Origin of the sequence: Wolbachia endosymbiont of Tetranychus urticae (genome assembly GCF_046529255.1) — a bacterium.
Classification (GTDB): Bacteria; Pseudomonadota; Alphaproteobacteria; order Rickettsiales; family Anaplasmataceae; genus Wolbachia.
This window is the reverse complement of sequence record NZ_CP114181.1, coordinates 1,339,172-1,353,376: the sequence shown is the minus strand read 5'-3', so window position 1 is coordinate 1,353,376 and position 14,205 is coordinate 1,339,172. Positions and strand designations below refer to the sequence as shown.

Here is a 14,205-nt window from a genome sequence, read left to right as displayed (position 1 = left end):
TATACCAAAAGCTTTACCTAATCTCAATTTATACCTTTTTATCAGCTCATTTTATTTGGAGTAAATTTAGTTATTGATTAGTTATAGCAAAGTTTGCATACTGATATTTAGTTAATGGTAAGAGGTAGCATATGTTAGATTATATTAAAAAGCTTTTTTGGGCTACTACAGTACCTGATAATGAGAGTAGAGTTAAAAGTTCTTACACGCATATAGTAGAGAAACCTTCTTTTGGTGATGCAGCTTCAAAGTTGAGTAAGGAAGAAAGGTCAGAAGAGCATCTTGTTCTTCTAAGAGGTAAAGGCAATAGCTCTGGTACAACTGTAACAGAAGGATCGTCTAGTATTCAGAATGCAGTATCAGGCAAGAACAAGCGTGAATATATTAAATTAGACAGTGATGAAGAATGGGATAAATTCTTTAAGTTACAGAATGATCCAGACACTAATACTACAAACAAAGAACCTTTTTCTCCGAAGAAAGGAGAATCTCATACCAATTCTCATTATTAATGAACCAAATAAGAAGCATAGCAGAGTTGTTTAACCGTGGAAGGGGAAAGAGAGGTAATAAATTTACACAAAGCGCATTCAAGCAGAACAATTGTATCGTAGATTTTATTGCGTAAAATGTTCTGTTTTATATATAACCAAAACCTCTCAACAGGATTGAGTTCAGGTGAGTATGGTGGTAGGTATATAATTTCGATATTTTTAGGTGCCTTTAAATTTTTTGACTTATGCCAACTAGCGCAATCCATCAAGAGAAAAGCCTTTCGTATTCCTAAATATTGCGACATCTGTTCAAGGAATATATTTATACAATCAGTGTTGACGTTTGGTGCAAATAAGCTAAAATTCTCTCCATTTCTAGGATTAACTGCACTATAGAGATAAAAATTTTCCCTACCTAATTTTACCTTAACCTGTGTCCTACTGCCTTTTTTAAACCACCCATGTCCAACTTTCGAATGTGTACCAAACCGTGATTCATCGAAGAAAAATAGCTCTTTTTCAGAATGCATGACAATAGTTTCATTGAGGTTTTTTTTTAAACTCCTCTTGCTTGTTTTTATCTTGTCCACTATGAACGCTAATTCTGGATTAAGGAAGGAAGAAAGTATAGGAAATGGAAGGCTTTTTGGATTTCAAGGAATAGGAAATGAGAGTAGAAAAGATGTGAACCAAGAAATTAACGGGAGATCTATGGCGAGTATGTTCAATTTCAAGTCTATTTTTGAGGTAGCCAAAAATCGTCTCAATGATCGACCTTTTTCTCAGCAAAATCTTTTCATGTAGTGAAATTAATGCGTTTTTCATCCCCTTTTTCACCTTGGTAACAAGTTTCAAACCGCGGTTAAACAACTCTTGGAAAAGCTCTTTTTTAATATAGCCTTTATCACCAAACAAAAGACCGGTTAATTTCTTAGTTAGGTTTGCTACAGGCTCTCTATCGTCAACATTACCTCTTGTAAGCGTAAAAGCTTGAATTTCACCTTTCTCGTTAATTATCAAATGTAGTTTAAAGCCGAAAAACCAGCCATATGTACTCTTGCTTAATTTTGCAATTCCAGCAAAAACCTTATTTCTTGATATTCTTTTTGCATGGCAAACTGCAATAGGAGTTGTATCTATGTATGAGATTCCAGTAAGTTCTGACCATCCGCAAAGGCACTGTAATAGCATGGCTAAATGCCACAAAACCCTGGGCTTTAGAGCAACAAACCTAGTGTATGAAGGCAACTTCGAAAACTCTGATTTGTAGAGCAATGTTAGGTAATGCAGGTAGAAAGCCTTAAAATTTTCACAGGGAGATTGCTGATACAGGAGGATTATTGTGATAATTTCCGAATGTGTAATTTCTGGCACTCTTGTGGGTTTTTACCGTTTGGCAGTAGTTTATCTGCAAAATTTTTCTCTATATCTCTGCAAAAATCATCGACCAGACAAAACAGTTTTGTTATATCTTCCATGGGTAACCTCATCTATTTTTTTCTATTTGTTGAGTTTACCCTACTCTCCTGACTTTTCTATTCTCTTTTTAATCCAGAATTAGCGTTACAAAGGATTAATTCTAGAAAAGAGTTTTTCAAAGCTGTTTACTATATTATGAAGACTTAAAGCTAGCCTCACGCCTCTTATATTGCTATTTCTAGCGGATTTAATTAAAAAACTATCTACTTATACCCATGATTGTACCCCTCTATACAAAAGCTCACCATATGTGGTACAATCTTAAACTATAACGATTTATTTTATATTAATAATCGCTTTTCACACCCACTTAACAAGAGGAGGCATCGACATCATAATTGCATCGGGGTTACCATTAGTCATTAAACCAAACCTTGTACCACGATCATAAAGAAGATTGAACTCCACATATCTGCCACGTTTTATCAATTGTTCTTCTCGTTGTTCTTTTGTCCAAGATTTTTGCATATGTTTGTGTATGATGTGTAAGTAAATTTCTAAAAAGGCTTCACCTACTGCTTTTGTGAACTCAAAATCGTTTTTCCAGTTGCCAGAAGTTAGATTGTCATAAAAAATTCCACCAATACCACGTGGCTCTTTTCTATGTTGTAAAAAAAAGTAATCATCACATTGCTTTTTAAATTTCGGATAATATTCGATGTTGAACTCATCGCAAGTTGCTTTAATTGATTCGTGAATATACTTGCAATCTCCCTCATCCTTATAAATTGGAGTAAAGTCCATTCCTCCACCAAACCATTGTTTTGAGGTATATATCAACCTTGTGTTCATATGTGCTGCAGGGATAAGGGGAGATTGCATGTGAGACACTAAAGATATACCGCTTGCCCAAAACTCTCCATTGCTTTCACTTGCACCAGGAATTTCATTAATGGCTGAGTCTTCGAGCTTTCCGTATACTCTTGAAACGTTTACTCCAACTTTTTCAAAAATATTACCAAAGATAATTGTAGATTCACCACTTCCTCCACCTGGTCGGTTCCACTTTCTTTTTTCGATTTTTGGTTGTGTGAATGACTGTACCTCAATTGATAAGAAAGATTCGGTGATCTTGTTTCTCAGTGCGCAGAACCATTCAAATGCTTGTGTCTTTTGTTTTTCCATAATGCCTTCTGTTGGCTTATTAATATTATTGTACTCTATATTTACAGGACTTAATTAGATTGGGATAGTAACTACTCATCAAGGATGTTAATAAATCTATAATAATTAAATCAATATAGTAGAATATTTTTATATGTGCAAGGATGCCAAGCAATAATAATGAGTAAAAGATACATAGATAACAAAAAAGAGAACAGAGTTGACTTCATACTAAGAAATTATGGGATGTCAATTATTGTGATGGCAGTCATTATGTTCTTACCTCCAATAGCAATATCAGTACTCTATTTTTCTAATGTATATAGTCAGCATGTTAATATAGAGATTAATTTATTAATTAGCATTCTAATGACTCTCTTTGTGGTATATAATATAAAACGTTACAAGTATCTACTTAATATCATAGAGTTTCAAAATGCAATATTTGCAAATGCGCTGAATCATAATACAGAGTTTTGTCTCATTTTACATAAAGATGAGGGTATTATTTATGCTGATGCGAGGTTCTACGAAAGGTTCAAAGATCACATAAACGATGATGTTACGCTAGATAAAATTCTTGAAGCAGGAGATGTGTCAGAAAAAGACAGAAAATCACTCTATCATGCGTTAAGAAATAACACTTCTGTAAAAGTATGCATTTCCTTAAGCAAGAAGAGTAGAATATCTAACTTTCTTTTGCTCTCTGAACCAATACCGGATAATCCACAAATTGCTATAAATAGTAATAAGACTTTAAATTTATCATTAGCCCCAATAGCAAGACCGAATGGGTATTTTGTACTGAAGGCAACACAGGTAAACAAAGAGCAGGTATATGAAGAGTTGATAGAGAAACACAATATAGCAACTTACGTTGCAAATACAAAAGGAGGTATCTTATCTGTAAATAAAAGATTTTTAGACATGTTTGAACTAAAAAAATTGGAAAAAGGTAGTTCAATCAATGATTTTATATCTCAATCTAAGTATGACGATACAATAACCAAAAATGAAATTATGTTTTTTACTATAAGCGGTGCTCCATTTAAGGCTTATATGAGTACTGCTATATTTTGTGATAAATACAATCATAGCTATATACACGGCTTTATAACACCAACTGAATCAAATATTGTTGATTATCAACTACACCCTTGTTTTACAAATTCGTCAATTGCTATTGCACAATGCGATATAAATGGCAATTTTATAAAGAAAAATATAGCATTAGTAAAACTTGCGGGGTCAAGTAATGGTTCTATCTTTGCATTGATATCAGATGGTTATCATATGAAAGTGCGTGAATATTTTTCAAGTAATAGGATAAATAATGCGTCCTTTGATGTGCAGCTCAATGGCGGTAATAACATGAAAATATATTTTAATAAGTTTCTTCATAATAAAGTGATGTTCATACTTTGTTATTTTATTGATAATACTGAACGTAAAAAACTAGAGATAAAACTTGAGCATTATCAAAAGGTGCAAGCTATAGGGCAATTAGCAGGTGGTATTGCACATGATTTCAATAATATATTAACCGGAATAATAGGATTTTGTGATTTGCTTTTACTCCAGCACTCAGCTAGCGATCCATCTTTTGGAGATATAATACAGATACAGCAAAATGCAAAACGTGGGTCAAATTTAGTAAGACAACTGCTTGCTTTTTCAAGAAGACAGACTTTGCAGCCAAAGATTATTAATGTAAATGGTACGATAGCTAATCTTTATGAAATGATCAAAAGATTAATAGGTGAAAATATAAAATTTAATATTTATTATGGTAGCGATTTGGGTGCTGTTAGGGCTGACCAAGGACAATTAGAGCAAGTTATGCTTAACTTAGCAGTTAATGCTGGTGCTGCTATGGAAAAGGGGGGAGAGTTAACTATACGAACCTTTAATCAAAAGGTTGATTCATTAAATTCTACACCTCAGGATATGTTTTCTCCAGATAAGGAAACGATTGAACATGGGAATTATGTTGTGATTGAAGTGATTGATACTGGATGTGGAATGACGAGTGATATAATTGAAAAGGCATTTGATCCATTTTTTTCTACCAAAGATATTACTTCTGGTACAGGTCTTGGCCTCTCTACTGTATATGGCATTATTAAACAAACCGAAGGATACATCTATGTTGCTAGCAAAGTGAATCATGGAACTAAATTTAGCATATTTTTGCCCATAGTTTACATATCGGATGAAAATGATAAAGAGGAAGATAGTAAAGAAATAGAGAAACCGGTAGAGATTAAAGGTAATGGTATAATTTTATTAATTGAAGATGAAGATTCAGTAAGGGAATTTACTGCTAAGGCTCTTACAAGAAAAGGATTTAATGTAATAGAAGCGAGTATAGGCAGCGAGGCACTAGAGATCATTAGAAAAAAAAATCAACACATAGATCTAATAATCACTGATGTAATCATGCCAGAGGTGAGTGGTCCAGAAATAGTTAAAGAAACATTGATACATAGGCCAAACATCAAAGTTATTTTTATTTCTGGGTATACAGAGGATGCTTTTTTAAAGAGCGATGAAATCAATATAGAAGACTTCCATTTTTTACCCAAACCATTTACTCTGAATGAGTTAGGAAATAAGGTTCAAAGTGTGTTACACAAGACAAAAAAAGGCAGTTTACTTTGAGCATGATTGGCAACAAAAAAATTTTTCTAATGCAAAAATTTCTTGCATATATACAATAGAGTTATTTTATACATAAGATAAAGGGCGTGAGCAAGATCATTGCAATAGTAAATCAAAAGGGTGGAGTTGGTAAAACTACAACTAGTATAAATTTATCAACAGCCTTTGCTGCTGTGGGAAAAAGTACTTTACTGGTAGATCTTGACCCTCAAGGAAATGCTAGTACAGGACTTGGGATTTCTTATCGTAGCAGGGAAGAAAAAAATATATATAAAATACTGCTGAGCAGCGAAAGTGAATTGGTGGAATCGGCAATTTTCAATATAAAGGAAATTCCAAATCTATCGCTGATTTCATCAGTGGTTGACTTATCAGCTGCAGAAATTGAGCTATCACAACTTGAGCAGGGAAAATTCGTACTAAAAGATACGCTAGAGAAAGTACGTAATAATTATGAGTACATAATTATCGATTGTCCTCCATCACTTGGTCTGCTTACTATCAATGCTCTGACCGCTGCTGACTCGATTATTGTTCCTCTTCAGTGTGAATTTTTCGCTCTGGAAGGATTGAGCCATTTAGTTAAGACTGTAGAGCTGATAAAAAGAAATAACCTAAACCCTTTCCTGTTAATAGAAGGAATATTGCTCACAATGTATGACAGACGCAACAAACTTAGTGAGCAGATTAAAAATGATATTTGCCAATATTTAAATGATAAAGTATATAAAACTATTATCCCCTTGTATGAGACCATTATTCCACGTAATGTACGGTTATCAGAAGCGCCTTCTCATGGAAAACCTGCTATTGTATATGATCTTAAGTGTCCTGGTGCACAAGCATATATAAGTTTGGCAAAAGAAATTTTAAAGAAACACATGAGCATCTGTAAAGAGAAAAAGCTGATAAGTGAGGGTGCAGCGTGAAGGACAATAGGCGCTTAGGTAGAGGTCTTGCTGGCCTCATAGGCGATAATTATGGTAATAAAGAAGATCGGTTACCTATTTCATTACTACACCCAAGCAAATTTCAGCCGAGAAAATATTTTGATGAGGAGTCATTAAAAGAACTTGCAGGTTCGATAGAGAAAAATGGTATAATACAACCTGTTGTGGTGCGCAAAGATCCAAGTAATGAAGGTTATGAAATAGTAGCAGGGGAACGTCGTTGGCGAGCAAGTAAGGTCATAAATCTTGATAGTGTGCCGGTTATCATAAAAGATTTAAATGACAAGGAATGCTTAGAAGTATCGATAATTGAAAACATACAGAGGCAAGATATTAATCCAATAGAAGAAGGTGAGGCGTACAGAAAACTAATAGATGAATTCTCCTATACACACGAAGAATTAGCCTTAACTTTAGGTAAAAGCCGCAGTCACATAACCAATATGATACGAATGCTGTCACTCCCTAATGGAGTAAAAACAATGATCAACGAGAAAAAATTGTCTATGGGTCATGCAAGAGCATTGATTAATGTTGAAAATGCGGAAAGTATTGCAGAAAGAATAGTTTCTCAGGGCCTGAGCGTTAGGCGAACTGAAAAATTGATAAAAGACTTACAACAAAATAACGACCGAAAAGAGCATAAGTGTACTAAAAATCAAGATATGGCAGTATTAGAAGGAGCTATATCTTCTCAGCTTGGTTTAAAGATCAAAATTAATGACAGTAATTCTAAGGGTAAAGTCATGATACGTTATAACAACTCAAATGAATTGGATTTTATATTGAAAATTTTGAATAGAAGACTTGAATCAGCTATTAATGTCGAAAGTAGCCCATAGAAATTTCTTGACAAACCTTCCCACTTTCCTTGCAAAGGAAGTGAAATGGTGGAGTTTGTCAAGTAAGTTATTTCGTTCCTACCTTCAATCAAAATTTGCACGCAATAGCACAGAAGCATACGTTGCTATTCCCTCATTTCTGCCAATAGAACCTAATTTTTCCGCTGTGGTTGCTTTGATACTTAGGAATTCACCATTAATTTCTAATATTTTTGATATGAATTCCTTCATTCCTGCTTTGTAAGGCGATATTTTAGGCTCTTCACAAACTATAGTAATATCTAAATTAGACACGCTATATCGTTTTTCCTGTGCTTTTTTAGCAGCAAAATCAAGAAAATGAGATGAATTGCAATCCTTCCATTTAGAGGAATTAGGAGGAAAATGTTCTCCTATATCGCCACATCCTAGTGCTCCGAGTATTGCATCAACGATTGCATGTATTGCAACATCACCATCGGAATGTGCCTCTATTGCCATATTATGCTCAATTTCCACACCGCAAATTTTTATAAAGCTCTTAGCATCATTTTGAATTTTAACAAATTTATGTATATCATAACCGGTTCCGACACGGAATTTTGGCTCTCCAAAGAGAAGTTTTGCCATATTGATATCCTCTTTTGTAGTTAACTTAAAATTCTTTTTCTCACCTTCAATAATCGCAACATGTTTTTTATGCTCTACCATTAGTGATGAATCATCAGTAAATTCTTTGACTGATTGATGGCACGATAATAATTCTCTGAAATTAAAAATTTGAGGAGTTTGCATGGCTCTAAGTTTTTCTCTTGAAATCGTAGATTCAATGAAATTATTACTCACCAACGATATAGTATCCTCGACTTCTATTGCTGGAACTACTCCTGTATATTGACCATTAATCATAGATTCAATCAAGTTGTTTATTAGAATATTTGATACAAAAGGCCTACAAGCGTCATGTATAATAACAAAATCTGGATTGATCTTTTGCAAACTCTCCAGTCCAAGTTTAACTGAACTCTGCCTGCTTTTTCCTCCACATACTGGACTCAGCAATTTAGTATCTATAGTTGATGACGTAACTTCTTTATAGAAATCTTTTTGACTTTCATTCACTACCACTCTTATGTAACTTATGTACTGATTAGCTAAGAATTTCCTAATTGTGTGAAATAAAACAGACTTACCTGCCAATTTTATATACTGTTTAGGGATTTTGGCATTGCATCTACTGCCTACTCCTGCTGCAACTATTAATGCTGCTATCTTGTATTCCTCAAGTCTGTTAGTGTACATGCTTACCATTTTCGGTGTTAATACAAGTTATCTAGCATTTTAAAAAAGTTGATCCAATTCTCAAAAAAGAATATTCTTTTACTAGGTGTAATATATGCTAGAGGAAAATAATACACGTTGCTAAGTATAATAAAGAAAATGAGATACATCTTATATTTTTTCATGGAATAGGTGATAATTATAAGAATGCGGCCAGGTATATACAAGATAGATCTACATATCTCCATAGGTCTAATTTTCACACTCATGCACATAAATGCCCAATTGCATTTCAAAACTATATAACTTACGCAATAGCTATAGTATTTTCTAAAATGAATAATAAATTACCATTATGGTATTACCAACCAAAAGTTGTAAGTCTGTACATTTATACATTAGAGGTCTGAGGCGGCTTTTGATGGTATGCCAACAGTGTTCTATGGGATTCAAATCTCACTTTTACCCACAAGTATAAAAAGCAAGTAAGATAGAGAAAAATATACTTAAGATGAGGTAAAAATGTGTGAAGTAAATAGAAATGTACAATGTGCTGATGGCTTAGGAGATAAATGGCTAGAAAAAGAGTTGAGACATGTTAATCTGGGAGATGTAAGGCTTAATACAAGACTTATTAAAACAAGCTATTTAATAGAGAATAAGGCGTCTGGGTCAATTAGTCAAAGCTGTGTAGGATGGAAAGAAGCTAAAGGTGCATACAGATTATTTAGCAATGAGAAGCTTGAAGCTAAGGAAATTTATTCTTCCCATTATAAAGAAACTATGGAAAGGATAAAAGGAAATGAGCTGGTATTTTCAGTTCAAGATACAAGTTATTTGGATTTTGACTCTCATATAAAGACTAAGGGTCTAGGTAGTATTTCTAAAGCCTATACAAAATATAAAAAGGGTTTGTTATTGCACAGTAACTTAATGGTTAACAAAGACGGATTACCTTTAGGGCTATCTTCTCAACAGTGTTGGGCACGTTCTATCAGGGAAGAAACAGCCCAAGAAAAAGCAAACAGGAAATACCGTACTGCTATAAAGGAGAAAGAAAGCTATAAGTGGATAGCGGCACTAAAAGAAACCCTAAATAACCTCGCAGAAGGTGTACAGCTTGTTACTATTGGTGATAGGGAAGCAGATATTTTTAAGTTTTTATGGACTGTTGAATCATTGGACAGTTTTTATGTAATCCGCAACCGAACTAATAGGAAATTCATCTGTATTGAAGGGGGAAAAACGGATTTGCAAACACGTATAACTCAACTGCCTGTAAAAAAGGAAATTGTCTTGAATGTTGCTGAAAATAAATACCAGATCTCAAGAAAAGCTAACATTGAAGTCAGGTATATGAAAGGCTATATACCTATCAGATCTCCTTACATTTATGGATCGAAAGATACAGAGCATAAAATAAGTGATAAAATCGCTATATATGTAGTAAGTGCCAAAGAAACAAATCCTCCTGAAAGAGTAGAAGCTATTGATTGGACTTTGCTGACTAATGTACCAGTTAATAGCACTTTAGATGCTATAGAAAGGATAAATTGGTATAAGCTAAGATGGAAAATCGAGGAGTATTTTAGGATTTTAAAATCAGGATGTAAGGTAGAAAGCTCTCGTTTAGCTACAAAAGAAAGATTAGAGAAATTAATCGCTATAAAGAGCATTATTGCATTTAATATTTTATATTTAACAAAAATCGCTTTATCGAATCCTATGGAGGTTTGTACTAAGGTTTTAAGTAATGAAGAGTGGAAAACCCTTTACATACGTGAGCATAAAGTAGCCAAATTGCCAGAAGAACCTCCAAACATAAAACAAGCTATTATTTGGTTAGGAAAATTAGGTGGATTTATGAATAGAAAAAGTGATAATTTACCAGGAACTATGACTCTATGGCGTGGTTATGAAAACCTCAGGGAAAGCATGGTTATGCCTCGCATAATGACCTCTCAAAGTTGTGGGTAAAAGTGAGGATTCAAATCTGGTGAATATGTTGGAAGATACAGCACATGACAGCCAAAAGACTCTATTAATGATTTTGTTTTAGTGGTCTTATGAAATGTAGCATTATCCATAACTATGGTTGTGCCAAGTGGCAATTTAGGTTTCTCCAACCATATATTGAATACCTCTTTGTCACACCCACCTTTGAAAGTCATTGGTGCAATAAATCTCATTCCAATCCACCCGGCTACTATACTGATTCTCTCTCGCTGGAATATCTGCATAAATTTTCTTTCCTCTTGGAGCACGTCCATATTCTCGGTATAACTTATTATCAACTCCTGCTTCATCTATATATAAGATGCTGGAATGGTCTATTTTTGAGATTTTATCAATAAATTGCTGCCTATCTTCTTGATTGCGCTCTTGATATAGTGTGACTTTTTTTTAAAGTAATTTTTAGCTGTTTTAGTCTATACCAAATTGAATTTATTCCAAATCCAAGATTTTGTTTCATCTCTGCCAGAGTATGATCTGGATTCTTTGTAACATATTCTTCGAGTATTTTTGGGTCTATTTTTCGAATAAAGCTACCGTTTTTAGATGGCTTTAGGCTTTCACCAGCAGCTTTCTTTTTTAACCAGCGGTACAGCGTTGCTATTCCTATCTCCATGAGCTCTGCTATCTCAACCTTTGCCTTCCCTTTTTCTATCATCAATACTTCCTTTTCCCTTAAATCCACACTATATGCCATTATAACTCAAATACTTTATTATACCTTTATCATTTACTTTAGGAAATACTATAGCTGCACCTACTAGAGATGAAGTGAGCAAAACAGCTAAAACACACAATCCTTTTATTTTCATATAACTACCCATACAAAAAAATATATAATGCACAAGTATATATCCTTTATATTAAAAAAGATATAACCTCATATCAAAAAAAGTATACCTACGAAATTAGGGGCATGCTACTCAAAATTTTTATATAACTATGTTTACTACCTTATTTGGTACAGCATATATAGTGCGAATTTTGCTTTGATCGATTTTGTTAGATACAGAATCTGTTGCTATTTTCTTCAATTTTTCTTGAGATAAACCAATTGCTACTTTGATGGTCGCACGCAACTTTCCATTGATCTGCACTGCCACAGTTACCATATTATCAATTAGTAGTGATTCATCAGCTTGTGGCCAAGGCTTTAGATATAGCACACCTTTTCCTCCTATTTTTTGCCATAAATTTTCAGCTAAGTGTGGCATAAATGGTTCAATTACTCTGATTAGTATGCATATACCTTCATCAATAAGAGATTTTCCAGTTTTTACGTCTATTTCAGCTATTAAATTTGTCATTTCACGAAACTTTGCTACCACACAGTTTAATCTGCAGTTTTCCAAGTCATCTGTAAGCCCTTGCAATAGTTTATGGATTTTTTTTCTGTACTCTAGGAGTTTACCTACAATGTTTTCATTATCATAGTGTATGTTTACGGGCCTAAGTTGCACTACCATACGCCACAATTTATTTATGTAGCGAAAACAACCTTCCACGCCATCATCAGACCATTCCATATCTTTTTCTGGGGGGGTATCGGATAATACAAACAAACGAGCAGTATCAGCACCGTATTTTTCTATGATAAAGTTTGGGTCAACTGTATTCTTCTTTGACTTACTCATCTTTTCGACTTTTCCAACTTGGATCTTAGCACCCTTCGCAATCAACTCTTTTGCTTCTTCGGGAAAGAGCCATTTGCCATTCTCATCTTTATAAGTTATATGGCAGACCATTCCTTGAGTGATTAAAGTAGAGAAAGGCTCTTTAACGTCAAAATAGCCACATTTAGTTAAAGCACGGCAGAAAAACCTTGAGTAAAGCAAATGTAAAATTGCATGTTCTATTCCACCTATGTAATAATCAACAGGCATAAAACGATTACAAGTATCTTTATTAATCGATTTATTTTCACTGCAAAATGCAGCAAAATACCAAGAAGATTCAAAAAAAGTGTCAAATGTATCAGTTTCACGTTCTGCTTGCTTTCCGCACTTTGGACAATCAACAAATTTCCAGGTTGGGTGCTTGTCTAGGGGATTACCACCACTTGTAAATTCTACATCCGTTGGTAGAACAACAGGGAGGTCTTTTTCTGGAACTGGAACAATTCCACAATCTTTACAATATATAACAGGTATAGGACATCCCCAATAACGTTGCCTTGAAATTCCCCAATCGTGTAGACGATAGTTTATTGTTTTCTTACCTATTCCTTTTTCCTCAAGTTTTTTTAGGATTACTTTTTTTGCCTCGCTAACCGTTAGTCTGTTTAAGAATTCAGAATTGAATACCACTCCATCACCGACGTACGGTTCTTTTAAGACCTTTGTGGTCTGTGTGCTCTCTTCACAAACTACAGGAATAATCGGTAAACCATACTTCTGTGCAAATTCAAAATCACGCTTATCATGTGCAGGGCAACCAAAAATCGCACCTTCTCCATACTCCATCAACACAAAATTCGCTATATAAATTGGTAATTCCTTGTCGAGAAATGGGTGCCTGACGTTCAGTCCAGTGTAAATTCCAATTTTTTCATCATTCTCCCCATTTGCCTTCATATTACCAATAAAGTCTCTTATTTCTTTGTCCTTAAGGTCTTGTACAATAGGGTGCTCTGCTCCTACTGCAAGAAAAGAAGCTCCAAATAAAGTATGAGGAGAAGTTGTAAAAATCTTTAACTTCTTATTCAAGCCAACTATTTCAAAATCTATAGTTGCCCCTTCAGATTTTCCTATCCAGCGCTCTTGCATAGTTTTGACTTTTTCTGGCCAATTTTTTAAACTTTGCAGACAATGAAGCAAATCTTCAGCAAAATCAGTAATCTTTAAAAACCATTGGAATAACTTACGTTTTTCAACAACTGCACCTGATCGCCATCCTTTTCCATCAACCACTTGCTCATTTGCAAGCACTGTTTGGTCCACTGGATCCCAATTAACCCACGACTCTTTTCGATAGGCAAGACCATGCTTTAAAAAATCCAGAAAAAATTTCTGTTCGTGTTTGTAATAATCAGGCTCACATGTGGAAAGCTCGTGATTCCAATTGTAGGAAAGACCTATAGATTTTAGCTGTGCACGCATATTGTCTATATTCTCTTTTGTCCACGCTGCAGGGTTAATATTATTGTCCCTTGCTGCATTTTCAGCTGGTAATCCAAACGCATCCCAGCCAATTGGGTGCAAAACCTCAAATCCATGAGCTCTCTTGTAACGTGCTATAACATCTCCTATTGCATAGTTACGCAGGTGCCCCATATGAATCTTACCAGATGGATATGGAAACATTTCCAACACGTAACATTTCTTCTTTTTACTATCTTTGCTTACAGAAAAATCCCACTTATTTTGGTAGAATTTTTCAACGTTTTTAAAATCATATTTCATA

Annotated in this window: 10 protein-coding genes and 2 pseudogenes; 5 read left to right on the top strand and 7 right to left on the bottom strand. The window is 34.3% G+C overall.

Features of this window, described 5'->3' with window-relative positions:
- Positions 1–131 precede the first annotated feature (131 nt).
- The gene (locus tag O1Q06_RS07040; RefSeq protein WP_410542518.1) at positions 132–512 is read left to right on the top strand and encodes a hypothetical protein; all 381 of its coding nucleotides are present in this window, start codon (positions 132–134) and stop codon (positions 510–512) included.
- Here O1Q06_RS07040 and O1Q06_RS07035 read toward each other — a convergent pair.
- The 3 genes and pseudogenes from O1Q06_RS07035 to hemF all read right to left on the bottom strand — a co-directional run.
- Positions 509–1,091 (bottom strand): annotated as a pseudogene (locus O1Q06_RS07035) (IS630 family transposase); the annotation flags it as partial. The gene O1Q06_RS07040 and the pseudogene O1Q06_RS07035 sit on opposite strands and share 4 nt — an antisense overlap.
- Positions 1,092–1,103: 12 nt before the next feature.
- A pseudogene (locus O1Q06_RS07030) lies at positions 1,104–1,972 on the bottom strand (IS982 family transposase).
- Positions 1,973–2,273: 301 nt separating this feature from the next.
- Positions 2,274–3,098 (bottom strand): oxygen-dependent coproporphyrinogen oxidase, encoded by an 825-nt coding sequence (gene hemF / locus O1Q06_RS07025; protein WP_052264973.1) that lies wholly within the window; start codon positions 3,096–3,098, stop codon positions 2,274–2,276.
- A 159-nt stretch (positions 3,099–3,257) separates the two neighbouring features.
- Between hemF and O1Q06_RS07020 the strand changes: the two genes are divergently transcribed.
- From O1Q06_RS07020 to O1Q06_RS07010, 3 genes are all read left to right on the top strand, one after another.
- Entirely contained in the window at positions 3,258–5,738 is a 2,481-nt protein-coding gene (locus tag O1Q06_RS07020; protein ID WP_410542517.1) for a response regulator, read from the top strand.
- A gap of 86 nt (positions 5,739–5,824) precedes the next feature.
- The gene (locus O1Q06_RS07015) at positions 5,825–6,667 is read left to right on the top strand and encodes a ParA family protein (protein WP_006014513.1); all 843 of its coding nucleotides are present in this window, start codon (positions 5,825–5,827) and stop codon (positions 6,665–6,667) included.
- Positions 6,664–7,530 carry a ParB/RepB/Spo0J family partition protein gene (locus tag O1Q06_RS07010; protein WP_410542516.1) on the top strand — a complete coding sequence of 289 codons (867 nt, stop codon included), beginning with the start codon at positions 6,664–6,666 and terminating at the stop codon, positions 7,528–7,530. Before O1Q06_RS07015 ends, O1Q06_RS07010 begins: the two co-directional genes overlap by 4 nt.
- Positions 7,531–7,614: 84 nt before the next feature.
- On the opposite strand, the gene ispD is transcribed toward O1Q06_RS07010, so the two are convergent.
- Positions 7,615–8,820: a 2-C-methyl-D-erythritol 4-phosphate cytidylyltransferase gene (gene ispD, locus O1Q06_RS07005; RefSeq protein ID WP_410542515.1), complete on the bottom strand. Its 1,206-nt coding sequence runs from the start codon at positions 8,818–8,820 to the stop codon at positions 7,615–7,617.
- 492 nt (positions 8,821–9,312) lie between these two features.
- Between ispD and O1Q06_RS07000 the strand changes: the two genes are divergently transcribed.
- Positions 9,313–10,767, top strand: coding sequence for an IS4 family transposase (locus O1Q06_RS07000; protein ID WP_410542272.1), 1,455 nt, complete (start codon positions 9,313–9,315; stop codon positions 10,765–10,767).
- On the opposite strand, the gene O1Q06_RS06995 is transcribed toward O1Q06_RS07000, so the two are convergent.
- The 3 genes from O1Q06_RS06995 to leuS form a co-directional block, all read right to left on the bottom strand.
- Positions 10,752–11,096, bottom strand: coding sequence for a transposase (locus O1Q06_RS06995; protein WP_410542514.1), 345 nt, complete (start codon positions 11,094–11,096; stop codon positions 10,752–10,754). The two genes, O1Q06_RS07000 and O1Q06_RS06995, sit on opposite strands and share 16 nt — an antisense overlap.
- Positions 11,097–11,152: 56 nt before the next feature.
- Positions 11,153–11,500 (bottom strand): IS630 transposase-related protein, encoded by a 348-nt coding sequence (locus tag O1Q06_RS06990; protein WP_410542311.1) that lies wholly within the window; start codon positions 11,498–11,500, stop codon positions 11,153–11,155.
- Positions 11,501–11,735: 235 nt separating this feature from the next.
- Positions 11,736–14,204 carry a leucine--tRNA ligase gene (gene leuS, locus O1Q06_RS06985; protein ID WP_410543172.1) on the bottom strand — a complete coding sequence of 823 codons (2,469 nt, stop codon included), beginning with the start codon at positions 14,202–14,204 and terminating at the stop codon, positions 11,736–11,738.
- Position 14,205 lies beyond the last annotated feature (1 nt).

Bases quoted from the DNA above. Each gene is read 5' to 3' on its own strand.
- ispD (WP_410542515.1), bottom strand. From the start codon at position 8,820: ATGGTAAGCATGTACACTAACAGACTTGAGGAATACAAGATAGCAGCA.
- O1Q06_RS07000 (WP_410542272.1), top strand. From the start codon at position 9,313: ATGTGTGAAGTAAATAGAAATGTACAATGTGCTGATGGCTTAGGAGAT.
- O1Q06_RS06995 (WP_410542514.1), bottom strand. From the start codon at position 11,096: ATGAAGCAGGAGTTGATAATAAGTTATACCGAGAATATGGACGTGCTC.
- leuS (WP_410543172.1), bottom strand. From the start codon at position 14,204: ATGAAATATGATTTTAAAAACGTTGAAAAATTCTACCAAAATAAGTGG.
- O1Q06_RS07020 (WP_410542517.1), top strand. From the start codon at position 3,258: ATGAGTAAAAGATACATAGATAACAAAAAAGAGAACAGAGTTGACTTC.
- O1Q06_RS07040 (WP_410542518.1), top strand. From the start codon at position 132: ATGTTAGATTATATTAAAAAGCTTTTTTGGGCTACTACAGTACCTGAT.
- hemF (WP_052264973.1), bottom strand. From the start codon at position 3,098: ATGGAAAAACAAAAGACACAAGCATTTGAATGGTTCTGCGCACTGAGA.
- O1Q06_RS06990 (WP_410542311.1), bottom strand. From the start codon at position 11,500: ATGGCATATAGTGTGGATTTAAGGGAAAAGGAAGTATTGATGATAGAA.